This is a genomic window from Pseudomonas sp. B21-021 (genome assembly GCF_024749205.1).
In the GTDB taxonomy this organism is placed as follows: domain Bacteria; phylum Pseudomonadota; class Gammaproteobacteria; order Pseudomonadales; family Pseudomonadaceae; genus Aquipseudomonas; species Aquipseudomonas paraglycinae.
The window spans coordinates 6,269,279-6,293,365 of the sequence record NZ_CP087192.1 but is presented as its reverse complement, the minus strand read 5'-3'; the positions used below and the strand labels follow the sequence as shown (position 1 = coordinate 6,293,365).

25 protein-coding genes are annotated in these 24,087 nt (G+C 62.0%); 18 read left to right on the top strand and 7 right to left on the bottom strand.

Annotated elements, in window-relative coordinates:
* Positions 1-10 precede the first annotated feature (10 nt).
* Entirely contained in the window at positions 11-166 is a 156-nt protein-coding gene (gene rpmG, locus LOY31_RS28475; RefSeq protein ID WP_003177274.1) for a 50S ribosomal protein L33, read from the top strand.
* Positions 167-285: 119 nt separating this feature from the next.
* Here the strand turns inward: rpmG and LOY31_RS28470 are convergent, their stop codons facing one another.
* The 3 genes from LOY31_RS28470 to LOY31_RS28460 form a co-directional block, all read right to left on the bottom strand.
* The gene (locus LOY31_RS28470) at positions 286-507 is read right to left on the bottom strand and encodes a hypothetical protein (RefSeq protein WP_221534059.1); all 222 of its coding nucleotides are present in this window, start codon (positions 505-507) and stop codon (positions 286-288) included.
* A gap of 187 nt (positions 508-694) precedes the next feature.
* Positions 695-1,015 carry a hypothetical protein gene (locus tag LOY31_RS28465; RefSeq protein WP_221534061.1) on the bottom strand — a complete coding sequence of 107 codons (321 nt, stop codon included), beginning with the start codon at positions 1,013-1,015 and terminating at the stop codon, positions 695-697.
* Positions 1,016-1,064: 49 nt separating this feature from the next.
* A complete protein-coding gene (locus LOY31_RS28460; protein WP_085606116.1) occupies positions 1,065-1,427 on the bottom strand; it encodes a cupin domain-containing protein in 363 nt (120 codons plus the stop codon).
* A 235-nt stretch (positions 1,428-1,662) separates the two neighbouring features.
* On the opposite strand from LOY31_RS28460, the gene LOY31_RS28455 reads away from it, so the two are divergent.
* The gene (locus LOY31_RS28455; RefSeq protein WP_221534062.1) at positions 1,663-3,156 is read left to right on the top strand and encodes an aldehyde dehydrogenase; all 1,494 of its coding nucleotides are present in this window, start codon (positions 1,663-1,665) and stop codon (positions 3,154-3,156) included.
* 187 nt (positions 3,157-3,343) lie between these two features.
* Positions 3,344-4,489 (top strand): MFS transporter, encoded by a 1,146-nt coding sequence (locus LOY31_RS28450; RefSeq protein ID WP_007954456.1) that lies wholly within the window; start codon positions 3,344-3,346, stop codon positions 4,487-4,489.
* 21 nt (positions 4,490-4,510) lie between these two features.
* Here the strand turns inward: LOY31_RS28450 and LOY31_RS28445 are convergent, their stop codons facing one another.
* Entirely contained in the window at positions 4,511-6,046 is a 1,536-nt protein-coding gene (locus tag LOY31_RS28445; protein WP_258713631.1) for a phospholipase D family protein, read from the bottom strand.
* A gap of 377 nt (positions 6,047-6,423) precedes the next feature.
* Here LOY31_RS28445 and LOY31_RS28440 point away from each other — a divergent pair, with 377 nt between their 5' ends.
* The 8 genes from LOY31_RS28440 to LOY31_RS28405 all read left to right on the top strand — a co-directional run bounded on the left by LOY31_RS28440 (position 6,424) and on the right by LOY31_RS28405 (position 15,550).
* Positions 6,424-7,086, top strand: coding sequence for a DUF1120 domain-containing protein (locus tag LOY31_RS28440; RefSeq protein ID WP_258712617.1), 663 nt, complete (start codon positions 6,424-6,426; stop codon positions 7,084-7,086).
* 130 nt (positions 7,087-7,216) lie between these two features.
* Positions 7,217-7,924 carry a fimbria/pilus chaperone family protein gene (locus LOY31_RS28435; RefSeq protein WP_085606110.1) on the top strand — a complete coding sequence of 236 codons (708 nt, stop codon included), beginning with the start codon at positions 7,217-7,219 and terminating at the stop codon, positions 7,922-7,924.
* On the top strand, positions 7,924-10,347 hold the full coding sequence (locus LOY31_RS28430; RefSeq protein ID WP_258712616.1) for a fimbria/pilus outer membrane usher protein: 2,424 nt from the start codon (positions 7,924-7,926) through the stop codon (positions 10,345-10,347). The genes LOY31_RS28435 and LOY31_RS28430 overlap by 1 nt, the downstream gene beginning before the upstream one ends.
* 12 nt (positions 10,348-10,359) lie before the next feature.
* Positions 10,360-10,902 carry a hypothetical protein gene (locus LOY31_RS28425; protein WP_258712615.1) on the top strand — a complete coding sequence of 181 codons (543 nt, stop codon included), beginning with the start codon at positions 10,360-10,362 and terminating at the stop codon, positions 10,900-10,902.
* 221 nt (positions 10,903-11,123) lie between these two features.
* Complete coding sequence (locus LOY31_RS28420; protein WP_085606104.1) at positions 11,124-11,774, top strand: DUF1120 domain-containing protein; 651 nt, start codon at positions 11,124-11,126, stop codon at positions 11,772-11,774.
* A 101-nt stretch (positions 11,775-11,875) separates the two neighbouring features.
* Positions 11,876-12,586 (top strand): fimbria/pilus chaperone family protein, encoded by a 711-nt coding sequence (locus LOY31_RS28415; protein ID WP_258712614.1) that lies wholly within the window; start codon positions 11,876-11,878, stop codon positions 12,584-12,586.
* Positions 12,586-15,009 carry a fimbria/pilus outer membrane usher protein gene (locus LOY31_RS28410; protein WP_258712613.1) on the top strand — a complete coding sequence of 808 codons (2,424 nt, stop codon included), beginning with the start codon at positions 12,586-12,588 and terminating at the stop codon, positions 15,007-15,009. The genes LOY31_RS28415 and LOY31_RS28410 overlap by 1 nt, the downstream gene beginning before the upstream one ends.
* Positions 15,010-15,022: 13 nt before the next feature.
* Positions 15,023-15,550, top strand: coding sequence for a hypothetical protein (locus tag LOY31_RS28405; RefSeq protein WP_258712612.1), 528 nt, complete (start codon positions 15,023-15,025; stop codon positions 15,548-15,550).
* Here the strand turns inward: LOY31_RS28405 and LOY31_RS28400 are convergent.
* On the bottom strand, positions 15,547-16,968 hold the full coding sequence (locus tag LOY31_RS28400; protein WP_258712611.1) for a PLP-dependent aminotransferase family protein: 1,422 nt from the start codon (positions 16,966-16,968) through the stop codon (positions 15,547-15,549). The genes LOY31_RS28405 and LOY31_RS28400 overlap by 4 nt on opposite strands.
* Positions 16,969-17,147: 179 nt before the next feature.
* Between LOY31_RS28400 and LOY31_RS28395 the strand changes: the two genes are divergently transcribed.
* Entirely contained in the window at positions 17,148-17,393 is a 246-nt protein-coding gene (locus LOY31_RS28395) for a DUF1127 domain-containing protein (RefSeq protein WP_007954481.1), read from the top strand.
* A 129-nt stretch (positions 17,394-17,522) separates the two neighbouring features.
* Here the strand turns inward: LOY31_RS28395 and LOY31_RS28390 are convergent, their stop codons facing one another.
* On the bottom strand, positions 17,523-18,833 hold the full coding sequence (locus LOY31_RS28390; protein ID WP_207984318.1) for an FAD-binding oxidoreductase: 1,311 nt from the start codon (positions 18,831-18,833) through the stop codon (positions 17,523-17,525).
* A 145-nt stretch (positions 18,834-18,978) separates the two neighbouring features.
* Here LOY31_RS28390 and LOY31_RS28385 point away from each other — a divergent pair, with 145 nt between their 5' ends.
* On the top strand, positions 18,979-19,332 hold the full coding sequence (locus LOY31_RS28385) for a YkgJ family cysteine cluster protein (protein WP_085606094.1): 354 nt from the start codon (positions 18,979-18,981) through the stop codon (positions 19,330-19,332).
* 4 nt (positions 19,333-19,336) lie between these two features.
* Here LOY31_RS28385 and LOY31_RS28380 read toward each other — a convergent pair whose 3' ends face one another.
* The gene (locus tag LOY31_RS28380) at positions 19,337-19,825 is read right to left on the bottom strand and encodes an Lrp/AsnC ligand binding domain-containing protein (RefSeq protein ID WP_003177284.1); all 489 of its coding nucleotides are present in this window, start codon (positions 19,823-19,825) and stop codon (positions 19,337-19,339) included.
* Between the two features lie 154 nt (positions 19,826-19,979).
* Here LOY31_RS28380 and dadA point away from each other — a divergent pair, with 154 nt between their 5' ends.
* From dadA to LOY31_RS28355, 5 genes are all read left to right on the top strand, one after another.
* Positions 19,980-21,284, top strand: coding sequence for a D-amino acid dehydrogenase (dadA, locus tag LOY31_RS28375; RefSeq protein ID WP_007954487.1), 1,305 nt, complete (start codon positions 19,980-19,982; stop codon positions 21,282-21,284).
* A complete protein-coding gene (locus LOY31_RS28370) occupies positions 21,256-21,609 on the top strand; it encodes a RidA family protein (protein ID WP_039765240.1) in 354 nt (117 codons plus the stop codon). Before dadA ends, LOY31_RS28370 begins: the two co-directional genes overlap by 29 nt.
* 95 nt (positions 21,610-21,704) lie before the next feature.
* On the top strand, positions 21,705-22,778 hold the full coding sequence (gene alr / locus LOY31_RS28365; RefSeq protein ID WP_258712610.1) for an alanine racemase: 1,074 nt from the start codon (positions 21,705-21,707) through the stop codon (positions 22,776-22,778).
* 88 nt (positions 22,779-22,866) lie between these two features.
* Positions 22,867-23,415, top strand: a complete 549-nt coding sequence (locus tag LOY31_RS28360) for a cupin domain-containing protein (RefSeq protein ID WP_003229444.1) — start codon at positions 22,867-22,869, stop codon at positions 23,413-23,415.
* Positions 23,416-23,597: 182 nt separating this feature from the next.
* A complete protein-coding gene (locus LOY31_RS28355; RefSeq protein WP_085606091.1) occupies positions 23,598-24,014 on the top strand; it encodes a cytochrome c5 family protein in 417 nt (138 codons plus the stop codon).
* The last annotated feature ends 73 nt before the right edge of the window (positions 24,015-24,087 follow it).

The following is a 24,087-nucleotide window of genomic DNA, read 5'->3' as shown; positions in this document are numbered from 1 at the left end:
GGAGCTAATCATGCGTGAATTGATTCGTTTGATCTCGAGCGCCGGTACTGGTCACTTCTACACTACCGACAAGAACAAGCGTACTACCCCGGACAAAATCGAGATCAAGAAATATGATCCGGTTGTTCGCAAGCACGTGATCTACAAGGAAGGCAAAATCAAGTAATTGATTTTTCCCGACTTACGAAAAAGGCCCGTATCTCACGATACGGGCCTTTTTTGTTACGCGTGATTCAGTGCAGTCGACTCACGCTCCAGCTGGTCTTGCCCGGTTGATCCGAGGCTTCAGGCTTTTTGCTCGTTAGAGCGATCAATTTCGATCGCCTCGATGTTGCCTTGAGCATCAAGGTGAACTGTCAGGCGTCCCGGGCTGAGATCTGCGGTGAGATACCCGGTACCACCGCGTACGTCCCGGCCGGTCAGCTCGGCAAGATAAGCTTTGACGCTGGCTACGTAGCGACTGCCAATCATATGGCGTACCTGGTGAGTTACTTGTTCATTGTTCATGTTCGCATTTCCTTTGCGTGATTGAGATGTCCATTGGCTGAACTCACCAAGTGTGTGGCCGGCTTCGGCATGGGCTGCGGTATATAGTTATTTTTTGCGCCCGCGGTGCTTCCCTGTGCGGATCACCGTGCAACCCTTGCGAAAAGGCCCGTATCTGAAAATACGGGCCTTTTTTGTTGCCAGATGATCAACCGCAGATCAGTTCATCGATCTCATTGCGTTCGTTGACCAGTACCCTGATCCGGTCAGGTTTGGGCAGGAGATTGAACAGATCCTCCGGCCGTTCCAGCCGATGCTTTTGCACCCCGGCTGCAATACGGATGGCGCTCAGGGTTTCAGGGGTTGCGACTTGGTCAACAGCGAATTGCGCGGCGTTGATATTGCAGAAATCAGGCACGGTGCCTCCTTGCGTTTCATTCGGGTGGAAGCGCTCGCCGGTCAGTCCTGCCGAGACATCCTGCCTCGGTAGGAAATTGCCCGATGTATGAGCGCTGCCGCGAAGTTTCACTCAGAAGCACTGCACGCGTCTTACTCGCGTAGTCACCACTTGTGTCGGATCAGGCCTTCTGTTCGAAGATCACATAGACCTTGCGGCAAGCCTCCAGCACTTCCCAGGTGCCACGGAAACCGGCCGGAATCACAAAGCGGTCGCCGACACGCAGGGTCTTGGCATTGCCTTCACTGTCACGCAGCACCGAAACGCCCTGCAGGATTTCGCAGTATTCGTGCTCGGTGTAGTTCACCGTCCACTGGCCCACCGCACCTTCCCACACGCCGACACCCATTTGTCCGCAAGGGCTGTCGTATTGATTGAACACCGCTTGCTCGGGATCGCCCTTGAGCACTTTGGCCGGGTCCGGGCGATAGCGTTCGGCTTCAGTTGTAGTCAGGCTGATGTCGACGACGTTCTGGATGTTCATTGTTGTTTTCTCCCGTGATGACGGCGCGATGGCGTGAAAGGGCCAAAGTCTATGTTGATTAAATTGAACGCCGCAAGGCCGTATGGCGAGCTTATGTCAAATATATTGAAACAACCCCGGCCGCTGGTTTAGGGTGGCGGATGCCTTGGGCCGAAAAGCAGGCTGGCCGGGCAGTATTCCTGAGGACGACCGCGACGATCGCGGCGCTCGTATTGAACAAGAGGAGGACACTCGAATGACCACCCTGACTCGTGCCGACTGGGAACAACGCGCCCGCGACCTGAAGATCGAAGGCCGCGCCTACCTTAATGGCGAGTACACCGATGCCGTCTCCGGCGAGACCTTCGAGTGCATCAGCCCGGTCGATGGCCGTCTGCTGGGCAAGATTGCCAGCTGTGACGCCGCCGACGCCCAGCGCGCTGTGGAAAACGCCCGCGCCACCTTCAATTCCGGCGTCTGGTCGCGCCTGGCGCCGACCAAACGCAAAGCCACCATGATCCGTTTCGGCGGCCTGCTCAAGCAGCACGCCGAAGAACTGGCCCTGCTCGAAACCCTCGACATGGGCAAGCCGATCAGCGATTCGCTGTACATCGACGTGCCGGGCGCTGCGCAGGCCCTGAGCTGGAGCGGTGAAGCGATCGACAAGATCTACGACGAAGTCGCCGCTACGCCGCACGATCAACTGGGTCTGGTGACCCGTGAGCCAGTCGGCGTGGTTGGCGCCATCGTGCCGTGGAACTTCCCGCTGATGATGGCCTGCTGGAAACTCGGCCCGGCCCTGTCGACCGGTAACTCGGTGATCCTCAAGCCGTCGGAAAAATCCCCGCTGACTGCCATCCGCATCGCCGAACTGGCGGTCGAGGCCGGTATTCCGAAAGGCGTGCTGAACGTGTTGCCGGGCTACGGCCACACCGTCGGCAAGGCGCTCGCTCTGCACAATGATGTCGACACTCTGGTGTTCACCGGTTCGACCAAGATCGCCAAGCAACTGATGATCTACTCCGGCGAATCGAACATGAAGCGCGTCTGGCTGGAAGCCGGCGGCAAGAGCCCGAACATCGTGTTTGCCGATGCACCGGACCTGCAGGCCGCCGCCGAATCCGCCGCCAGCGCCATCGCCTTCAACCAGGGCGAAGTCTGCACCGCAGGTTCCCGTCTGCTGGTCGAGCGTTCGATCAAGGACAAATTCCTGCCGATGGTGATCGAGGCGCTGAAAACCTGGAAACCCGGCAACCCGCTGGATCCGGCCACCAACGTTGGCGCGCTGGTCGATACCCAGCAGATGAACACCGTGCTGTCCTACATCGAGTCGGGCCACACCGACGGCGCCAAACTGGTGGCCGGTGGCAAGCGCATTCTTCAGGAAACCGGTGGCACCTACGTCGAGCCGACGATTTTCGACGGCGTGAGCAACGCGATGAAAATCGCTCAGGAAGAGATCTTCGGCCCGGTGCTGTCGGTCATTGCCTTCGACACTGCCGAGGAAGCGATCAACATCGCCAACGACACGCCTTACGGCCTGGCGGCAGCGGTCTGGACCCAGGACATTTCCAAGGCACACCTGACCGCCAAGGCCCTGCGTGCCGGCAGCGTGTGGGTCAACCAGTACGACGGCGGCGACATGACCGCACCGTTCGGCGGCTTCAAGCAGTCGGGCAACGGCCGCGACAAGTCGCTGCACGCGTTCGACAAATACACCGAGCTGAAGGCGACCTGGATCAAGCTGTAAATCGCTGACGGGAGCCCGGTCACTCCAGGCTTCCTGACGAAACAGAGACCCTTGTGGGAGCGGGCTTGCTCGCGAAGGCGGTGTGTCAGTCAGCAATAATGTCGACTGTCAGACTGCATTCGCGAGCAAGCCCGCTCCCACATTGGTTTTGTGGTGCATATAAAAATTATCCACAGGAGCGTGGACCATGCGTTGGGCGACGTATTTCGCCGTGTTGGCGTCTGTCTTGAGTGTTGGCCTGGCCCTCGGTGTCAGCATGCCACTGGTGTCGTTGCGCCTGGAGGGCTGGGGTTACGGCTCGTTCGCCATTGGCGTGATGGCGGCAATGCCGGCCATTGGCGTGTTGCTGGGGGCGAAGATTTCCAGTCATCTGGCCGCGCGCTTCGGCACCGCGAACCTGATGCGTCTGTGCCTGTGGGCCGGGGCGCTGTCGATCGGCCTGCTGGCGCTGCTGCCGAGTTACCCGATCTGGCTGGTGCTGCGGCTGATGATCGGGGTGATCCTGACCATCGTGTTCATCCTCGGCGAGAGCTGGATCAATCAACTGGTGGTCGAGCACTGGCGCGGGCGACTGGTGGCGCTGTATGGCAGCAGTTATGCGTTGAGCCAACTGTCTGGTCCATTGCTGTTGGGCGCACTGGGCACCGATCACGATTACGGTTTCTGGGTGGGTGTCGGTCTGCTGATCGCCTCGCCGTTTCTGCTGCTGGGTCGCAGCGGCGCGCCAAGCAGCGAGGCCAGCAGCGTGACGTTCGGTGATTTGTGGGGGTTCGCTCGTGAACTGCCGGCGATCGCCTGGGCCGTGTCGCTGTTCGCCGCTTTCGAGGCGATGATCCTGACCCTATTGCCGGTGTATTGCCTGCAACAGGGTTTCACCGCCGAAATCGCCTTGGCGATGGTCAGCACCGTGGTGGTGGGCGATGCGCTGCTGCAATTGCCCATCGGTGCACTGGCCGATTATCTGTCACGGCGGACTCTGTTCACCGGCTGCGCTGTGGTGCTGATGCTGTCGAGTCTGGCGATCCCGATGCTGCTCGACACTTTGCTGATCTGGCCGCTGTGGGTGCTGTTCGGCGCCAGTGCCGGGGGTTTGTTCACCCTGTCGCTGATCCTGATCGGCGAGCGTTACCGCGACGATGCGCTGGTGCGGGCCAACGCGCATGTCGCGCAGCTGTGGGGCGTCGGTTGTCTGATCGGGCCGTTGATGGCGGGCGCGGGCAGTCAGTGGATCAGCGGGCATGCGTTGCCGTGGCTGATGGCGGCGGGTGCCTTCGGGCTGGTGATCCTGCTGTCGCGGCAAGGGGCGTTCGGCAAGGTGCCGGAGCCCGCTTGATAAGCCGGTTGGAGCGGGCTGCTACAGCATCCGCTCCAGTCCCACGGTGGTGCTGAACCACGCATTGAAGCGCCGCCACAAACTCCCCGGCTCCTTGGTCAGCGTGTGCATCTGGCCGTTGTCCTCGGTGACCCACACCACTTTTCCGTCCTGCAGTTTCGCTTCGTAGCTGAGCGCCGGCGCCATGCCTTGCAAGGCCAGTTCGCGCACGTGAGCCGCCAGTTCGGGACTGTCCACCAACACGCCGACTTCAGTATTCCAAAGCACTGAGCGCGGGTCGAAATTGAACGAGCCGATGAACGACTTCTTCCCGTCGAAGATCATCGCCTTGCTGTGCAGGCTCGAGTCCGAGCCACGATAGGACTTGCTGTAAAACAGGTGCGGGCCGCTGCCGTCGTTATCCCCGGGCTGGCGCCGCAGCTCAAACAGCTTCACGCCATGTTCCAGCAACGCCTTGCGATACGGCGCATAACCACCGTGCACCGCCGGCACGTCGGTGGCTTCCAGCGAGTTGGTCAGCAGGCTCACCGACACGCCGGCATCCGCGCGGCCGGTCAGATAGACCAGCCCCGGCTGCCCCGGCACGAAGTAGGCAGAAATCATCACCAGTTCTTTGCTGACGCCGGTCAGCTCCGGTGCCAGTTGGGTCGTCAGCAGCAGTTGCGGATCGGGTTCGCCCTTGGCCAGCACCTTGCTCGGCGCATCCCACAGCGCCTGGTTCCACGCCCAGATCAGCTCTTTGCGCCAGATGTCCATGCGCGGGTCGGTGCGGTAGGTCATCAACTGCTGATACAGCGCATGATTCTGTTTGCGGGTTTCTTCGAGTGATTCTTCCAGGCGTGTGCGGGTGTTCTGCAGGTCTTTGGCCGAGGGTTTGCTGGAAAGGAATTCGTCGATCGGCTTGCTCAGGGCGCTGTTCCAGTACTGGTCGAAACTGTGCCCGAGCTGTTCGGCGACCGGCCCGACACTGAGCATGTCGATATCGGTGAAGTTCAGGTTGGGCTCGGCATCGAAGTACTCGTCGCCCAGGTTGCGCCCGCCAACGATGGCCGCGCTGTTGTCCGCCAGCCACAACTTGTTGTGCATCCGCCGGTGTTGCAGCGATAGGTTGAACAGCCGCCCGGCCGCCCGGGTCACGCCGGTGCTGCGCCCCAAGTGCAGCGGATTGAACAGGCGGATCTGGATCTGCGGATGTGCCGCCAGGGTGGCGATGATCAGGTCGAGGCCGTCGCTGGTGGTATCGTCCAGCAGGATCCGCACCCGCACGCCACGATCGGCGGCCTTCAACACTTCTTCCACCAGCATTCGCGTACTGATGCCGTCATGGACGATGTAGTACTGCAAATCGAGGCTGCGTTGCGCGTTGCGGATCAGCTCGGCGCGAGCGGTGAAGGCTTCGGTGCTGTTGGACAGCAGGCGAAAGCCGGACTGACCCTTGTAGGGCGCCGCCTGGGCCTGGATCGAACGACCGAACGCGGAGTCGGACGCCGGCAGCGCCTGGCTCGGTTCGCGCGGGACATCCAGCGAGGCGCACCCGGCGAGCAGCAGGACGAACATCAGTGCAAATGGCAGGGAATGTCTGGGGCTCAAGTCGGGTCGTTCCGGGTGTGGGCGAGGTCAGGAGTATGGCACGGCGCACGCCGCCTGTTGCCTGTTCGAAAGAGCAGTCAATCCGATCCCTGAAGCAGAGCGGTTTGTAGCTCATGGCTGTCGGCAGGACGCAGTTTTTTAAACAAATGGCGGATTTTTCCGGCTCTCATCAGCTACGCCCCGCAGCGATTTTTCCAGCGCGCAATACACCCTCGCCTTACATCACTGCCGGGAAGCAATCGGAATAATGACAACGCTGATTCTGAAGCAGGACGTTTCCTGTTTTTCAGCAGAAGAAGCGCAGCTGGCTGTCATCTTTCGATTCTTATGGAGTGAGAATTTTCATGCGCAAGATCTTTCGTGCAATCGCTGTCGCAAGCGCCCTGTGTCCGGCACTGGCCATGGCCGATGGTGCAGACCTGACCATCACCGGCACCATCATCCCGACCTCGTGTACGCCGTCCTTTGCTGACGGTAATACGGTCGAGTTAGGGGACATCCCCGCCGGGTCACTGAATCGCGACCGGCAGACCGAGCTGCAAACCCGCAATGTAACGCTGAGCATCCGTTGTTCGGCAAATGCGCCGATGGCCATCAAAGTGCATGACAACCAGGCACATACCCAGCTGCCCGGTATCGTCGTGGATGGCACCGATTGGGCGATGTACATCTACGGAATCGGACAAGTCGCGGGCGCCAAGATCGGTGGTTACGGCCTGCGATACGGTACACCCACCGTCGATGGCAAACCTTCGATGATCATGTACAAGCAAGGGGGCATGGCCAACTGGGACACCCCCGATACGGCCACGCTGGTCGGAAAAAATGCGGATGGCGGCAATCTTCGCTATTCGTGGGGAGGATCCCTGGCCGCAGGCCCGACGCCGGGCGTCGTGCACATCTTTCCCATGACGCTGGTGCCGGTCATCGGCCCGTCGGCGAACCTGCCGATTACTTCTGAAATCGCGCTCAACGGCTCGGCAACGTTCGAGCTGCTCTACCTCTGACAGAGCGCGCAACGCGCCAATCATCGACAGGCACCGGTCGCTTCCGGGGCCTGTCCTTTCCAATCAATGTTATCGGCTGGCCTGTGGCCCGGCACGGATGCCGGCTGCGCGCTCGCCCGTGGACAACGTCATGAACGCCTTTGTGCGAAAAGCCATCGCCAGTGTGCTGCTGGTTTCTTTTTGGGTGCCCGGCCCGATCCGGGCGGCGGGAATGGTTCCCGAGACGCCTGTCGTTGTGCTCGACGAAGGCGTGGGTGAGGCCGGTATCAATGTGTTCAACAGCGAGTCGCATCCCGCGCTCCTGCACACGTCTGTCGAAGACGTGCCGCAAGATACCGAGTCATTGCTGCTGCTGACACCGCCGGTGGCACGGGTCGAGCCCGGGGCAACGCAGCGCGTGCGTTTCATCCTGCGCAGTGCAGAGCCTTTGAAGACCGAACGCCTCAAGCGCGTGATCTTCGAGGGGATCGCTCCGCAGGACTCGACGGGCAAGGCGCAGGTGAGTCTGAGCCTGCGCCAGAACATTCCGGCGATCCTGCGCCCGGCGAATCTGCCGGTCGACCGCGAGCCCTGGAAGCATCTGGTGTGGTCGCGACAGGGCACTGACATTCAGGTGCGCAATCCCAGCCCGTACGTGGTGCGGCTGGGCCATTCGGTGACGCTGCTGCCCGACAACAAAGAGATGGATCTGGGCCGCACGTATGTGCTGCCCGGCGAGCAACTGACCTTGAGCGGGACGCCTGATCCGAGCGGTTCGCCGCTCCAGGTGCGACTGTTTCCAGTGACCACCTACGGTTTCGCCATTGCGCACTTCGATGCTCCTTTGGTGACGGATTGATGCATCGAGGTTGTCTGGCCGGCGCGGCGTTGATCATCGTTCTCGGCACCGCCCCTGTCGCCAGAAGCGCCGAGGGGCTGTCCGTGCAGTTCAATCAGGATGTATTGAAATCACGCGGGCTGGATCCGCGCCTGGCCGAATACTTCAGTCAGGCGCCACGTTTTCGCGAGGGCGTGCAGTCAGTCTCGCTATCGGTCAACGGCGTTGCGAAGGGGCAGGTGCAGGTCGCGTTCAATGCCGAAGGCGAGTTGTGTTTCACGCCTTCACTTCCGGAGCGGGGCGGATTTCGGGCGGCGGATCACGTCGAGTCGACGGGTGATTCGGGATGCGAACTGTTCGCCCGGTACTTTCCGGGTGCGGTGGTACAAGCCGATCCGTCGCAGGAACATATCTCGCTGCTGTTGCCCACCGATGCGCTGGTGCCTGATCGCCCGGCCCGTCGCAGCTTCCTCAACGGGGGCACGGCAGGCCTGTTCAACTACGACGCCTTGCTGCTGGGCAGTCGTTTCGCCGGCCAGTCTTCGCAGTTCCGCAATCTGAATGCCGAGCTGGGCCTGAATGCGGCGGACTGGTCGTTTCGCAGTCGGCAGGTGTACAGCGAGTTCGCCGGAGAGAATCGCCTCGAGCATTTGTATGCCTACGCCTCGCACACTTCGGAACGCTATCAGGCCAACCTGCAACTGGGTCAGTTGAACATGGTCTCGCCGCTGTTTTCCGGTGAGGCCTTCAACGGCTTCCAGGTGCAACCGGAACTGGCCCTGATGGCGCTGGACGATGACAGCTCCGGTGCGCGGGTTGAAGGCATCGCCTATTCCGCGGCGCGAATCGAAGTCACCCAGAGCGGTGCGCTGATCTACACCACGGTGGTGCCCAGTGGGCCGTTCACGCTGGTGGGTTTGCCGCTGCTCAGCCAGAGCGTGGACCTGGAAGTGACGGTGCATGAAGAGGACGGTCAGCAGCGGCGTTTCATTGTGCCGGCGACGCAGTTGCGGGGCGGGATGACGGGCCGGGCGGCAGGCTATGGGCTGGCGGTCGGTCAGGTGAGGCGCTACGCCGGTGACGAGCGTGATGCGCCGTCCTTTGCCGCTGCCAGCAAGGACTGGCGGCTGGGCTCGCGCGGGCAGGTCACGGCCGGCGCCATGTTTGGCACAGGCTATGAGTCGCTGGGCTGGGCAATGCAGGGCGGCATCGGTGATCGGCTGATACTCGGTGGGCGCCAGGTGATTTCCCGGGCACAGGATCAGGCCGTGTCCGGCACGCAATTGCAGTGGACGGCCAGCGGTCGGTTGAGTGAAAGGTTGTCGACAAGTGTTGCGCTGACCCAGCAGACCCAGGGTTTCCGCACGCTGTCGGACACCACCTGGGATTCGCGCAATGATCGACCGTTCCAGCGAGTGCGCAATCAACTGACGGCAAACCTCAGCACCAGCAGTCCGGTTTACGGAGGCTTTTCTGCCAGCTACTCGCGGTTTTCCCTGTTTGACGGGACGGCCACGTCCAGAGTCGCCCTGGCCTGGTCGCAGAGCATTCGGCGGGCCAATGTGACATTGACGGTTGAGCGGGATGTCGCCGGGGCCTCCGACGATGCCCGTGGCACAGCCGCCTATCTGAGTGTCAGCCTGCCTCTGGGCGCGCGCCAGACCTTGCGCGGTTACGTGCGTAACGACGACGTGAGCGGCACCCGCAGCGGTCTGCGATTCAATGAACAGTTCAGCGACACCCTGGCCTACAGCATCGGCGCCGAGCGACCGGATGACGGCAGCGCCGGGTTCAACGGACGGGTCAATCTGTTGCCCCGCTATAGCCAGCTGGATATGGGCTATTCGCGCAGTGGTGCGGATAGCCAGAACTATGACATCGGCCTGCGTGGCGGTGCGCTGGTGCACGGTGGTGGCGTAACGCTGTCGCCTTATCCGCTGCGCGAAACCTTCGCCTTGCTCAAGGCCGGCGACAGCGCCGGCGTCAGGTTGAACACCCCGCGAGGCCCGGTCTGGACTGATCATTCCGGACACGCCGTGGCAGCGAGTCTGCCGGCGTACAGCAAAGGACGGGTCGAGCTGGACACGGCCAGCCTGGGACGCAATGTCGATGTGCACAACGCTTTTCAAGAGGTCGAAGCCGGGCGTGGCGCCTTCGCGCATCTGGCGTTCGACATGGTCACCGCGCGGCGCGTGCTGTTGCAGGCGCGCACCGCCGACAACGTTCTTCTGCGCAAGGGCGGAGCCGTTTTCGACGCGCAGGGACAGTACATCACCAACGTACTGGAGGCCGGCACGATCTTCTTGCCCGATGTCCGGCCAGACACGAGTTTGCACGTGGTGCTGCCCGATGGCATTCGCTGCCGGTTGGTCTACAGCCTCGGCGAACCACCCGACACCCAATCGCTGTACGAAACAGCTCAAGCCACCTGCCACGCGGTTTAGGAGTCAGTCACCATGCATCGTTTGAATACCGGCACGATCGGTCTGGCATTGCTCAGTGCCGTATTTATCGTCGATCAGGCACAGGCGCAGTCGGGCTGTGCAGTCAGGCTGGGGCAGCCTTCCATCGACTTTGGAGCGATGACGCGCGGTCAGTTGCTGCAGCAGCCCCTGGATAATGACCAGCTGAGTTTCGGGCGCCGACGGGTGCAGATCACCGTTCAGTGTGAACGGACAGTTGCGCTGCGACTCGACCTGGCGGCGCCGGCCGCGGATACCGTGGACTATCGGTTTGGCGCAGGGGCGTTGAGGGTCCATGTGATGGCTGTCCGGGTGGATGGCAAGGCCGCGCAGTGGCTTGGATTTGAACCGGGTAGCGCATCCGGCGCGGCTGTCTGGCCCTCCGGGCAAAGCCTGATTCCCGCGCGGGCGGGCGTTGCACTGGAAGGTCAGCGCATGGACGTCGAAGTGGAACTTGAAGGACGGGTAGGGTCAGCGCAGACCCGGGTTGCCGATCTGACCCGGTTCGGGATCGATCTGCGCTTTCAGGCGTACTGAATCTCGGACCCCGGAAACAGGGCGGTTCAAAGCATCGGGCCACGGCAGCGTAGGATCCCGCCACCAAGCTCAAATTACCTATTGAACCAGTCGTGATTTCGCTGTTTAAGCGCTCCCGTTTCCTACAGATTTATCTCTCATAAGCCGCAATCATCAGCCCGCTTACTTACATACCAAGTTTGTAGGGACTGAACTGTCAATCAAATGGAAGATTACGGCTTATGAAAAAGACATACCGTCTTGCAGTACTGGCGGCGGCGCTGCTGCCAACAATGGCAATGGCAGAAAGCGTTGACCTGAATGTCATCGGCACCATTATTCCGACGTCCTGCATTCCGGCCTTCGCCGGTGGCAGCACGGTGGATCTGCGCAAGATTTCGGCAGCGACTTTGAATCCGACGACCCAGACCTCGCTGGCCGGTCGCGATGTGTCTCTGCACATCAATTGCGATGCACCGGCTCCGGTGGAAGTGTCGGTGCGCGATAACCGGGCTGGCACCAAGCTGCCGGGCATCAGTGATGGTGCCGGGCAGAGTGATCCGGCGCTGTTCTACGGGTTGGGTGACATCAACGGTACCCCCATTGGGGGTTTCGCCTTGCGTCACGGCATTCCCGAGACTGACGGCAACGCGCAGACATTGCTGACCCGGACGCTGGCGGTCCCGACATGGCGTGTGCCGACCAGTACGCTGGTCAGCAATGCACCGCAGTTGTACTCGTGGGGCGCCAGCGCCGCGACCGGTCCGGTTGCCGCCCGTCACCACGGTTTCCCGATGCACCTGCTGCCGATCATCGGCCCAAGCAACGCTCTACCGATTGCCAACGAAATCCCGCTGGACGGCTCCGTGACATTCGACATGTTCTATCTCTGACGGCGGCGTCCCGGTGCCTCTCACGCACCGGGACTGACTGACGCACGCGAGCGCGGTCCGGCATCTGCCGGATCGCATCCAGGATTTCACGGATTATCCCGATGCTCATTTCTTTCAAGTCTGTTCTCAGGACGGCGCCGCTGTGCCTGTCCGCATGGTTTTCAATGCCGCTGGCCCACGCCGCCGGAATGGTTCCGCAGACGCCGGTGCTGTTGGTCGAGGAGGGCATGGGTGAGGCGGTGATGAACGTGCGCAATACCGACACGCATCCCGCACTGCTGCACACCACTGTTGAGAACATCGAGGACCGCGACGATGTACTGCTGATCTTCACCCCGCCCATTGCCCGGGTTGAACCGGGCGGCATTCAGCAAGTGCGATTCATTCTGCAAAACCGGCAACCGCTGAAAACCGAACGCCTCAAGCGGGTGATCTTTGAGGGGATCAGTCCTGTCAGTGACGCTGCCGGAGCCCGGGTTGCTCTCGGTGTACGCCAGAACCTGCCAGTGATTTTGCGCCCTGCCGGATTGCCGGTCGAACGTGAGCCCTGGAAGCGGCTGACCTGGTCAATGGATGCCAACGGTGTACAGGTCGTCAATTCGAGCCCCTACGTGGTGCGGCTGGCGAAAACGATTGTGCCTCTGCCGGGCACCCGCTCGGTGACCCTGCCCAAGACTTACATCCTGCCCGGCGAGCGCCTGCACGCCGAGTTGCCCTTGCACACCTCGGCACAGACGATGGCGGTGAGGATCTTCCCGGCCACCACCTACGGCTTTGCGGTCGACCATTACGACGCGCCGGTTACCCGCTGATGAAGGTCTGCGTTCGTTGGAGCGTGTTGCTGCTTGCGGCCAACTGCAGTGCGCTGGCAGCCGAGTCACTGGAGTTCGACGCCCGTGTGTTGAGAGATCGTGGCATCGATCCCGCGTTGGCGGCGTACTTTCGTGAAGCGCCGCGCTTCATCCAAGGCGAGCATTCCGTAGCGCTTGAGGTCAACGGACATACCCGAGGCCGTGTGCGGGTGGCGTTCAACGAGCTCGGCGAGCTGTGCCTGCACCCCCAATGGCTGAACGTTGCGGGAGTACGCCCGCCAACCTCGATGGACAAGTTGCGACCGGAGCAGTGCATGACGCTGGCGGAGGGATTTCCCGAAGCAATCGTGCGACTGGACCCGGGACGCGAACGGATTGACCTGCTGGTACCGACCGACAGTCTGATGCTGGCGGAGCGTGCGCCAAACAACTTCGTCCATGGTGGTACGGCCGGCGTTTTCAACTACGACGCGTTGATGGTCGGCAGTCAGCATGAAGGCCGGCACGACAGGTTTCAAAGCCTCGGTTCGGAGGTCGGCCTGAATGCCGGGGAATGGGTGCTGCGCAGCCGACAGTCCTACACGTCGACGTCCGGCAACTCACGGTTCGAGCACCTGTATGCCTACGGTGCGCGTACCCTGGAGGACGCCGAAGCCAGCCTGCAGGTCGGGCAATTGAATCTCGCGTCGAGCTTGTTTGCCGGCGAATCCTTCAACGGCGTGCAGATCGTGCCGGAAGCGGCATTCACCCAGTTGCGCGCGGCGCAGGACGGCGCGCGCGGGCAGGTGGAAGGTGTCGCGTATTCGCCGGCCCGCATTGAAGTCCGGCAGAACGGCGTGTTGATCTACACCACCATGGTGCCGAGTGGGCCGTTCACGCTGCGAGCACTGCCGCTGCTGAGCAACCGGATTGATCTTGAGGTGACCATCCACGAACAGGATGGGCAGGCGCGGCGCTTGCGCGTGCCGGCGGCCAGCCTCCACGAAGCACAATGGGCCGGGCCGAGCGGTTTCAACTTTGCGCTGGGCACGGTGCGACGGCTGGGCTCGGACGACCGACAGACGCCTTCTTTCACCGCGTTCAGCAAAGATTGGGATTGGGGGCAGGCCGCCCGACTGAGCGCCGGTTTGCTCGCGGCAACTGACTACCTGTCGACAGGCTGGGGCCTGCAGCGGCAGTGGGCCGGCGGCTACGCAATGGGCCTGCGACAGGTGCTGTCCGATGACCGCTCCAGTGGCGCGGGAGGCAGCCAGACACAACTGACGCTCAGTGCGCCGCTGTCCGAGAGCCTGTCGACGAGCCTGGTCGCAGTGCGCCAGAGCCGGAATTTTCGCACGCTGTCAGACACCGGCTGGGATCAGGAGCTCCACCGGGCCGAATCCCCCGGTCGCGATCACCTGGTGTTTTCTCTCACCGGCTCGGTGGATCAATGGGGTGCATTCGGGGCGACCTGGTCGCGATATTCGACTCAGGGTGAGCCGTCGCAGTCGCGTCTTGGCCTCTCGTGGTCGCGCACATTGCCTGAGCGCATCAGCCTTTCGTTGAACCTGGAACGTGCCATCGGCGACACGGCATCTGATCGCCTGGGCAACTCCGCTTACCTGACGCTGGGAATGGCGCTCGGTGGCCAGCGAAGGCTGCGCGGCTATGTGCGCCGTGATGATCGATCCGGCCTGCGCCGGGGCGTGGCCGTCAGCGACGTACTGGGTGAAAACCTGGCCTACAGCGCCAACGCGGAGTACCGCGATGAGACTGCGGCCAGTTACGGCGTGCGTTTCAATGCGCTGCCGCGCTACACCAGCCTGGACGTCGGCGTCGGCCAGCGATCCGGCGCGACCGATTACGACGTGGGGCTGCGCGGTGGTGTGGCGCTGCATCGCGACGGCGCAACCTTGTCGCCTTATCCCCTGCGCGACACCTTCGGCGTACTCAAGGCCGGTGATCGATCAGGCGTAAAACTGAACACGCCCCAAGGACCGGTCTGGACCGATGGTTCGGGTCACGCAGTCGCGGCGAGCCTGCCCGCCTGGTCGACCGCACGGCTGGAAATCGACCCGCTCAGCCTGTCGCGCAACGTCGAAGTGCTCGACGGGGTGAAGGAAGTGCAGCCGGCCCGTGGGTCGGTGCAGCATCTGGACTTTTCCCTCGTCACCGTCCGGCGATTGTTGCTCAACGCCATGACCGTCGACCAGCAATGGCTGGCCAAGGGGTTGAGTGTTCACGATGAGCAGGGCCGCTACCTGACAACGGTCCAGGATGCCGGAACGATTTTTCTGCCCGACGCAAAAGCCGGTCAGCGTCTGCATGTGCAGCTTCCTGACAACACGCGGTGCGAGTTGCGTTTCCCGCTTTCCGAATCCCCTGACGACAGCGCGCTCATCGAGCGGGTCGATGCCACCTGCGCGCCGGCCGAGCTGTCCTGAACGAGTGCATCTGATGAAATTTCTGCTGGTCCTGGTCGTGCTGCTGTGCCTGGTATTTGAACCGGCGTCGGGCGCCGAAGCGTGTCAGTCAAGCCTGTCGCCCGCGAGCGTGAACGTGGGTAGCGCAACGCGCGCCGACCTGCTGCAACGCACGGCGCTTGATGGCCGGGGTCCGGGCTTTGGTCTGCGCAGCGTGCACTTGCGGGTGCGCTGTCCCGACGTGCGCTTGATGCGCTGGGCTTTCGCCGCGCCCCCGGCTGATCCGCAACGTTTCCGTTGGGCGGCGGGCACGTTGCAACTGCGTATCGTGGCTGTGCGTCTCGACGGTGCGGCGGTGCACTGGCGGCTGGACACCGGCCAACCGGTGGAAGGTGATTTCCTGCGACCGGGTATCCACGTCGTCCCATGGCAGGCGGACGCCGGTGCCCGGGGCAGCCTGCTGGAAGTGGAGATGGAACTGGATGCGCGGGTCGATGACGCCTCAAGCCGCCCCGTCGATCCGGAGCGGTTTGAAGGTCAGGGCGCATTTACGGTGGACTAATCGACCTCGGCCAACAGCTTGATCGCGGCCGCGCCGACCTTGCGCACGGCCTCTTCGATCAGGGCTGTCGGTTTGGCCGCGTAGTTCATGCGCAGGCAGTTGCGGTACTTGCCCGAGGCGGAAAAGATGCTGCCGACAGCAATCTGTACGCCCTGATCGTGCAGCGCACGATTCAGTTTCAGGGTATCGAAACCTTCCGGCAGTTCGACCCAGAGCATGAAGCTGCCTTGCGGGCGGCTGGCGCGGGTCCCGGCCGGGAAATAGCGCGTTACCCAGTCGATCATCACGTCGCGATTGCGCTGGTATTGCGTGCGCATCCGCCGCAAATGCGGTTCGAAGTGCCCGGCCTTTAAGAATTCGGCGATGGCGATCTGCGGCTGTGGTGCTGTAGAGCCCGTGCTGATGTATTTCATGTGCAGCACGCGTTCGAGATAGCGACCGGGCGCGACCCAGCCGATGCGCAATCCCGGCGCGAGAGTCTTGGAAAACGAACTGCAGAGTAAGACGCGGCCATCCTCGTCGAAGGACTTTATCGTGCGCGGACGCGGGTAGGTGTAGGCCAGTTCGCCATACACATCGTCCTCGATGATTGCCACGTCGAAGCGCTGGGCCAGGTTGAGCAGGGCGCGTTTGCGCGACTCCGGCATGATGTAGCCGAGCGGGTTGTTGCAGTTGGGCGTGAGCTGGATGACCTTGATCGGCCATTGCTCCAGCGCCAGTTCCAGCGCTTCGAGGCTGATGCCGGTGAGCGGGTCGGTGGGGATTTCCAGGGCTTTCATGCCCAGCCCTTTGAGGGTCTGCATGGCGCCGTGGAAGCTCGGCGAGTCCACCGCAACGATGTCGCCGGGTTCGCAGATCGCGTGGATGCTGGTGGACAGCGCTTCGTGGCAACCGGTGGTGACCACCAGATCGCTGGCGCTCAACTGGCAGCCGGAATCGAGCATCAGCCGGGCGATCTGTTCGCGCAGTTCGAGGGTGCCGTGGATGTTGTCGTAATACAGACCGGGCATGTCCTGACGACGGCTGATACGGGCCAGTCCGCGCAGCAGCGGTTTCATTGTCGGTGACGAGATGTCCGGCATGCCGCGACCGAGTTGCACCACGTCCTTGCGCGGCACGGCGCGAATCAGCTCCAGCACCTGATCCCACTGGGAAATTTCCACCGGCCGCTGCGCGGGACGCCCGACTGCCGGCAGTTCCGGCAACTCGCGACCGACCGGCACGAAGTACCCGGACTTGGGTTTCGGCGTGGCCAGGCCGCTGTCTTCCAGCATGCGATAGGCCTGCTGCACCGTGCTCAGGCTGACCCCGTGTTCTACGCTCAAGGCGCGCACCGACGGCAGGCGATCACCAGGACGGTAGAAGCCTTGTTCGATGCGGGTGCCGAGCAGTTCGGCGAGGTTCATATAGAGCGTCATGGCACTGCCTCGATGCAGATGATTCGTTAAACCAGTACAGATGCGGCGTAAATCGACAATTCAGTCTCAGAGACAGCAAATCTGTATGGAAATAATACAGATGTGTTGAATCTGTAATGCTTTTGCTCGCCCGCGCATCATGGAATCTCTGGCTACCCAAGTAAACAGGAGCAATGAAAATGAACGGTTTGAGCGATGTGCGGCTGACGTTACACAGTCAGGAACTGGAGGCAGGGCAACAGGACAACGCGCGCAACGAGATCATGCGCAATGCGCCGTCCGGCCTGAGTCGCTGGGGCCTGTTCTGGCATCGTCTGCACACGCGCAAGGCGTTGCTGCGCCTGACGCCGGAACAGCTCAAGGACATCGGGCTGACCCGCGAGCAGGCGCTGGAGGAGGGGTTGAAGCCGTTCTGGCGGATCTGAGTTCTGCGGTGATCTTTAGATTCGCGAGCAAGCTTGCTCCCACATTCGACCGTGTCTGGCAGGCAGATCGCGGTCAACTGTGGGAGCGAGCTTGCTCGCGAAGTCGTCTTCAGGGACGCTGAAAGTCCATCAGACCAACTCTTTAAGTCGGTGCCACAACATCCCCAACGCCAACAGCGGCGAACGCAGATGCTTGCCGCCGGGAAAGGTGATGTGTGGCACTTTGGCGAACAGGTCGAAGCCGCCGCTGTGCTGGCCGCTGATGGCCTCGGCCAGCAGCTTGCCCGCCAGGTGCGTGGCATTCACGCCGTGACCGGAATAAGCCTGGGCGTAATACACATTCGGCTGATCCGCGAGCCGGCCAATCTGTGGCAGACGGTTGGCACCGATGCCGATCATCCCGCCCCACTGATAATCGATCTTCGCTGAAGCGAGCTGCGGAAACACCTCCAGCATCTTCGGCCGCATGTACGCGCCGATGTCTTTCGGATCACGCCCCGAGTAATGGCAGGCGCCGCCGAACAGCAGGCGACGGTCCGCCGAGAGGCGGTAGTAATCGAGCGCCACCCGCTGGTCGCAGACCGCCATGTTCTGCGGCAGCAGGGCGTGGGCCTGTTCTTCGCTCAGGGGTTCGGTGGCGATGATGTAGCTGCCGGCCGGCAGCACCTTGCCGCTGAGTTGCGGATTCAGATTGTTGAGATAGGCGTTGCAGCCCAGTACCAGAGTCTTCGCTCGCACCGAACCTTGTGCCGTATGCACCCGGACTTCAGGGCCGTAGTCGATGCGGGTGACCGCCGATTGCTCGAACAGCTTCACCCCGAGTTGCTGCGCTGCTGCGGCTTCGCCGAGTGCCAGGTTCAGCGGGTGCAGATGCCCGGAACCCATGTCGATCAAACCGCCGACGTAGCGGTTGGAACCGACCACGGTGTGCATTTCGTTCGCTTGCAGCAGTCGGGTTTCGTAGCGATAACCGAGGCCGCGCAGCTCTTCGGCGTCCTCGGCAAAACCTTCCAGATCGGAAGGTTTGTTGGCGAGGTCGCAGTAACCCCAGGTCAGGTCGCAGGGGATCTGAAATTTTTCGACGCGCTGGCGGACGATTTCCACCGCTTCCAGGCCCATGAGTTTCATCTGACGCACGCCGTCGGCGCCGATCACGTTGGCGAACTGATCAAGGCCGTGACCGACCCCGCGAATCAGCTGCCCGCCGTTGCGGCCGCTGGCGCCCCAGCCGATCCGGTGCGCCTCCAGCAACACCACGCTCAAACCCCGTTCAGCCAGTTCCAGCGCGGTGTTCAGCCCGGAGAAACCGCCGCCGACTACGCACACGTCCGCGATCAGTTCACCTTGCAGCACCGGATGATCGGGCTGCGGCAGGCTGCTGGCGGCGTAATAGGAGGCAACGTGGGGTTGGCTCGCGGTGGCTTGGGCGCGGGCATTCATGGGCGTCATCCTGAGCGGGTGTCGAGAAAATTTGACGGAGCATAAGCCGCAGGCCCGAGGCCGGGCAACATTGGTCGGCCCGTGGTGTCTGGATCACGGCTTTTGCGGCACAATTGCCGCCTATTTCGCTCCGGTTACCGCTGCAATGAGCTGCAACAGTCAGAAAATCCGCACCCTGCGTCAGCAGATTCCCACGTTCGAATGCGTGCCGGGCTGTCATGACTGTTGCGGGCCGGTGACCACCTCGCCCGAGGAAATGTCCCGCCTGCCGCGCAAGACCCGCGCCGAGCAGGACGCAGCCATGGAAGAGCTCAACTGTGTGCACCTGGGGCCGAATGGCTGCACGGTGTATGACGAGCGGCCGCTGATCTGCCGGTTGTTCGGCACCACCCAGACCTTGCCGTGCCCCAACGGCCGGCGGCCGGTGGAGCTGATTCACCCACGGGTCGAGCAGCAGGTGTTCGAGTACATGGCTGAAAACCGGCAGGTGCTGGTTTGAGCGATCAGTCCGGAATCGGCAGGCTCAGGCTCTCTTTCACTTCTTCCATCACGATGTAGCTCTTGGACTCGCGCACATGCGGCAGCTTGAGCAGGATGTCGCCCAGCAGCTTGCGGTACGAGGCCATCTCGGAAATCCGCGCCTTCACCAGATAGTCGAAATCCCCTGACACCAGATGGCATTCCAGCACGTGGGGCAATTTCAGCACCGCACGTCGGAACTCTTCGAAAGTATCACCGGATTTGTAGTCGAGGCTGATCTCGACGAACACCAGGAGACTACCCTTCAAGTGCTGCGGATTCAGGCGGGCGTTGTAGCCCATGATGATCCCCTCGCGCTCCAGGCGCCGCACCCGCTCGGTACATGGCGTGGTGGAGAGCCCGACCTTCTCGCCCAGCTCGGTGAATGAAATCCGCCCGTCCGCCTGCAGGATCCGCAAGATGTTGCGGTCGATCTTGTCCAGCTCACGTTTGGTCTGAGTGTTGGTACGCATAGGGGATGCGCCTCCGTGAAAAGGGTTTTTGCCGAGAATTGTCGCCAAATATAGGCGCTTATACAGTGAAAAGCACTGGCTAATCTTTTTTACACTGCGCGCATCATTGCTCTAACAACAGACGTACGCGGCACGCCGCGATGAGGGATACAAAATGCGCGTTATGGTCTTGGGTAGCGGCGTCATCGGTACCGCCAGTGCTTACTATCTGGCCCGTGCCGGGTTTGAAGTGGTGGTGGTCGACCGGCAGCCCGCCGCGGCCATGGAGACCAGTTTCGCCAACGCCGGCCAGGTTTCGCCGGGCTACGCCTCGCCGTGGGCTGCGCCGGGCGTGCCGCTCAAGGCCATCAAGTGGCTGTTGCAACGCCACGCGCCGCTGGCGATCAAGGCTACCGCCGACATCGACCAGTACCTGTGGATGGCGCAGATGCTGCGCAACTGCACCGCCAACCGTTACGCGGTGAACAAGGAACGCATGGTGCGTCTGTCCGAGTACAGCCGCGACTGCCTCGACGAATTGCGCGCCGAAACCGGCATCGCCTACGAAGGCCGCAGCCTCGGTACGACCCAGTTGTTCCGCACCCAGGCGCAACTGGATAACGCCGCCAAGGACATCGCCGTTTTGAAAGAATCCGGCGTACCGTTCGAAGTCCTCGACCGCGCCGGCATTGCCCGCGTCGAACCGGCGCTGGCCGGTGTCACCGACATCCTCGCCGGTGCCCTGCGCCTGCCGAACGACCAGACCGGCGACTGCCAGATCTTCACCACCCGCCTCGCCGAAATGGCCACCAAGCTCGGTGTGGAGTTCCGCTTCGGCCAGGACATCCAGCGCCTCGACTTCGCCGGTGACCGCATCAACGGCGTGTGGATCGACGGCAAGCTGGAAACCGCTGACCGCTACGTGCTGGCCCTCGGCAGCTACTCGCCGCAACTGCTCAAGCCGCTGGGCATCAAGGCCCCGGTGTATCCGTTGAAGGGCTACTCGCTGACCGTGCCGATCACCAACCCGGCGATGGCACCGACTTCGACCATTCTCGACGAGACCTACAAGGTCGCGATCACCCGTTTCGACAACCGCATCCGCGTTGGCGGCATGGCGGAGATCGCCGGTTTTGACCTGTCGCTGAACCCGCGTCGGCGCGAAACCCTGGAGATGATCGTCAACGACCTTTATCCTCAGGGCGGCAATCTGGCCGAAGCGAGCTTCTGGACCGGCCTGCGCCCAACTACCCCGGATGGCACGCCGATCGTCGGCGCCACCCCGTTCAAGAACCTCTTCCTGAACACCGGTCACGGCACCCTCGGCTGGACCATGGCGTGCGGCTCCGGTCGCTTGCTGGCTGATTTGATGGCGAAGAAAAAGCCACAGATCAGCGCCGAAGGCCTCGATATTTCCCGTTATGGCAACACCACCCAGGAGTCCGCAAAGCATGGCAATCCAGCGCCAGCTCACCAATGAGCGCATGAGTCAGATCGTCAGCCACAACGGTACGGTGTATCTGTCCGGGCAGGTCGGCGATGACTTCAACGCCGGTGTCGAACAGCAGACCCGCGACGTCCTCGCCAACATCGAGCGACTGCTCGATCTGGCCGGCACCGACAAACAGCACCTGCTGTCGGCGACGATCTACCTGAACGACATCGAGGCGCACTTTGCCGGCATGAATTCGGTGTGGGATCAGTGGCTGCCCAAAGGCGCCGCCCCGGCCCGTGCCACGGTTGAAGCGAAGATGGCCAAGCCGAGCATCCTGGTCGAGATCTCCATCGTCGCCGCGCTGCCGTAACCCGTTGTAAAGATCCCTCTCCCGGTGCTGTTGGCGGTTCACGCCGTCAGCCAGCGCCGGTTTTTATTCCCATGACCGCCAAGAAGTCTGCTGCCATGCGTCCTGCCCGTGCCCTGATCGACCTTCAAGCCCTGCGTCACAACTACCGTATCGCCCGTGAAGTCACCGATGCCAAGGCACTGGCAGTGATCAAGGCCGATGCCTACGGCCATGGCGCAGTGCGTTGCGCCCAGGCGCTGGAGGCTGAAGCGGACGGCTTTGCGGTGGCGTGCATCGAAGAAGCCCTGGAACTGCGTGCCGCCGGGATTCGCGCGCCGGTGCTGTTGCTCGAAGGCTTTTTCGAGGCCGATGAGCTGGCGCTGATCGTCGAGCACGATTTCTGGTGCGTGGTGCATTCGCTGTGGCAGCTCGAAGCGATCGAGCAGGCGGCGTTGAGCAAACCGATCACCGTGTGGCTGAAGCTCGATTCGGGCATGCATCGCGTGGGCCTGCATCCGAAGGATTACCCGGCGGCTTACCAGCGTTTGCTGGCCAGCGGCAACGTGGCGAAAGTCGTGCTGATGAGCCACTTCGCCCGGGCCGATGAGCTGCACGAGCAGAGCAGCGCCGATCAGGTCGCAGTGTTCGAAGCCGCGCGTCAGGGCCTGGCGGCCGAAGTCAGCCTGCGCAACTCGCCGGCGGTGCTGGGCTGGCCGCAGATTCACAGCGACTGGGTGCGTCCGGGCATCATGCTTTACGGCGCCACCCCGTTCGAAGAAGCCAACGCCGTGGCCGAGCGCCTGCAACCGGTGATGACGCTGGAGTCGAAAGTCATCAGCGTGCGCGAACTGCCGGCCGGCGAACCGGTGGGTTACGGTGCGAAATTCATCACCGACAAACCGATGCGCATCGGCGTGGTCGCCATGGGTTACGCCGACGGTTATCCGCGTCAGGCCCCGACCGGCACCCCGGTGCTGGTGGCCGGCCAGCGCAGCCGCATTCTTGGCCGGGTGTCGATGGACATGCTGTGCATCGACCTGACTGACGTGCCGCAAGCCGGCCTCGGTTCGACCGTCGAGTTGTGGGGCAAGAACATCCTCGCCAGCGACGTGGCGAAGTGGGCGGACACCATTCCGTACCAGATCTTCTGCAACCTGCGCCGGGTGCCAAGGCTCTATTCCGAGGGTTGAAGCGCAAGCGGGGCCCAAGTGTTGTAAATACTGAACGCTGTCGCCATGATAACGCTCAATATTTCTACAGCATCAGGAGGCTCCAGCCTTGGACGTCGGTGAACGACTGCAATCGATCCGCAAGCTCAAAGGGCTTTCCCAGCGTGAACTCGCCAAGCGCGCGGGCGTCACCAACAGCACCATTTCGATGATCGAAAAGAACAGCGTCAGCCCTTCGATCAGTTCGCTGAGGAAAGTTCTGGGCGGGATTCCCATGTCCATGGTCGAGTTCTTTTCCGAAGAGATCCTGCAGGAAAAACCGACCCAGATCGTCTACAAGGCCAACGAGCTGATCGACATTTCCGACGGCGCCGTGACCATGAAACTGGTCGGCCGCGCGCACCCGAGCCGGGCCATCGCGTTCCTCAATGAAATCTACCCACCGGGCGCCGATACCGGTGAAGAAATGCTCACCCACGAAGGCGAGGAAACCGGAATTCTGGTGGAAGGCCGCCTGGAGCTTGTGGTGGGTCTTGAAACTTTTATCCTCGAAGCCGGCGACAGCTACTACTTTGAAAGTACCAAGCCGCATCGTTTCCGTAATCCGTTCGATGCACCGGCGCGACTAATCAGCGCAGCCACGCCGGCGAATTTTTAAACAAAGAGGCGCCAGGCCATACCGGCGAAGGCACCCGAAACGTTTTTCCACAGCGCGATATAACCCCTTCGACTTTGGGGTTGTTTCAGTGAAGCGGGCTAACCGCTATACTTGCGCCCGCCTGCGAACCGTGGCCGCAGGCGTGAATAGCCACCATTGAGGGTGAACGCGTGAACCTAATTATGAAAATGCTGGCTGCACCAGCAACCGTACTGGCCCTCTGGGCTGTCAGCGCTCAAGCTGCGACGAATGACGACATTGCCAAACGCCTCGAGCCGGTCGGCCAGGTGTGTGTTCAAGGGCAAGAGTGCAAGGGGATGGAAGTCGCTGCTTCGGCAGGCGGCGGTGGCGGCGCCAAGACGCCGGACGAAGTGATTGCCAAACATTGCAACGCTTGCCACGGCACCGGCCTGTTGGGCGCACCGAAAATCGGTGACGCCGCCGCCTGGAAAGAGCGCGCCGATCACCAGGGCGGCCTCGACGGCATCCTGGCCAAGGCCATCACCGGCATCAACGCCATGCCGCCGAAAGGCACCTGCGCTGATTGCTCGGATGACGAGCTGAAGGGCGCCATCCAGAAGATGTCCGGCCTGAAATAAGCTGCGCTTCTGACGAAAAAAACCGTCTCCGGACGGTTTTTTTGTGCCCGCGATTTGGGCCTGAGGCTGTTCT

Bases quoted from the DNA above. Each gene is read 5' to 3' on its own strand.
- LOY31_RS28400 (WP_258712611.1), bottom strand. From the start codon at position 16,968: ATGACGCTCTATATGAACCTCGCCGAACTGCTCGGCACCCGCATCGAA.
- LOY31_RS28415 (WP_258712614.1), top strand. From the start codon at position 11,876: ATGCTCATTTCTTTCAAGTCTGTTCTCAGGACGGCGCCGCTGTGCCTG.
- LOY31_RS28445 (WP_258713631.1), bottom strand. From the start codon at position 6,046: ATGTTCGTCCTGCTGCTCGCCGGGTGCGCCTCGCTGGATGTCCCGCGC.
- LOY31_RS28390 (WP_207984318.1), bottom strand. From the start codon at position 18,833: ATGAATGCCCGCGCCCAAGCCACCGCGAGCCAACCCCACGTTGCCTCC.
- LOY31_RS28355 (WP_085606091.1), top strand. From the start codon at position 23,598: ATGAAAATGCTGGCTGCACCAGCAACCGTACTGGCCCTCTGGGCTGTC.
- LOY31_RS28460 (WP_085606116.1), bottom strand. From the start codon at position 1,427: ATGAACATCCAGAACGTCGTCGACATCAGCCTGACTACAACTGAAGCC.
- LOY31_RS28425 (WP_258712615.1), top strand. From the start codon at position 10,360: ATGCATCGTTTGAATACCGGCACGATCGGTCTGGCATTGCTCAGTGCC.
- LOY31_RS28385 (WP_085606094.1), top strand. From the start codon at position 18,979: ATGAGCTGCAACAGTCAGAAAATCCGCACCCTGCGTCAGCAGATTCCC.
- LOY31_RS28440 (WP_258712617.1), top strand. From the start codon at position 6,424: ATGCGCAAGATCTTTCGTGCAATCGCTGTCGCAAGCGCCCTGTGTCCG.
- LOY31_RS28380 (WP_003177284.1), bottom strand. From the start codon at position 19,825: ATGCGTACCAACACTCAGACCAAACGTGAGCTGGACAAGATCGACCGC.
- dadA (WP_007954487.1), top strand. From the start codon at position 19,980: ATGCGCGTTATGGTCTTGGGTAGCGGCGTCATCGGTACCGCCAGTGCT.
- LOY31_RS28430 (WP_258712616.1), top strand. From the start codon at position 7,924: ATGCATCGAGGTTGTCTGGCCGGCGCGGCGTTGATCATCGTTCTCGGC.
- LOY31_RS28395 (WP_007954481.1), top strand. From the start codon at position 17,148: ATGAACGGTTTGAGCGATGTGCGGCTGACGTTACACAGTCAGGAACTG.
- LOY31_RS28420 (WP_085606104.1), top strand. From the start codon at position 11,124: ATGAAAAAGACATACCGTCTTGCAGTACTGGCGGCGGCGCTGCTGCCA.
- LOY31_RS28470 (WP_221534059.1), bottom strand. From the start codon at position 507: ATGAACAATGAACAAGTAACTCACCAGGTACGCCATATGATTGGCAGT.
- LOY31_RS28455 (WP_221534062.1), top strand. From the start codon at position 1,663: ATGACCACCCTGACTCGTGCCGACTGGGAACAACGCGCCCGCGACCTG.
- LOY31_RS28435 (WP_085606110.1), top strand. From the start codon at position 7,217: ATGAACGCCTTTGTGCGAAAAGCCATCGCCAGTGTGCTGCTGGTTTCT.
- alr (WP_258712610.1), top strand. From the start codon at position 21,705: ATGCGTCCTGCCCGTGCCCTGATCGACCTTCAAGCCCTGCGTCACAAC.
- LOY31_RS28370 (WP_039765240.1), top strand. From the start codon at position 21,256: ATGGCAATCCAGCGCCAGCTCACCAATGAGCGCATGAGTCAGATCGTC.
- LOY31_RS28405 (WP_258712612.1), top strand. From the start codon at position 15,023: ATGAAATTTCTGCTGGTCCTGGTCGTGCTGCTGTGCCTGGTATTTGAA.
- LOY31_RS28450 (WP_007954456.1), top strand. From the start codon at position 3,344: ATGCGTTGGGCGACGTATTTCGCCGTGTTGGCGTCTGTCTTGAGTGTT.
- rpmG (WP_003177274.1), top strand. From the start codon at position 11: ATGCGTGAATTGATTCGTTTGATCTCGAGCGCCGGTACTGGTCACTTC.
- LOY31_RS28410 (WP_258712613.1), top strand. From the start codon at position 12,586: ATGAAGGTCTGCGTTCGTTGGAGCGTGTTGCTGCTTGCGGCCAACTGC.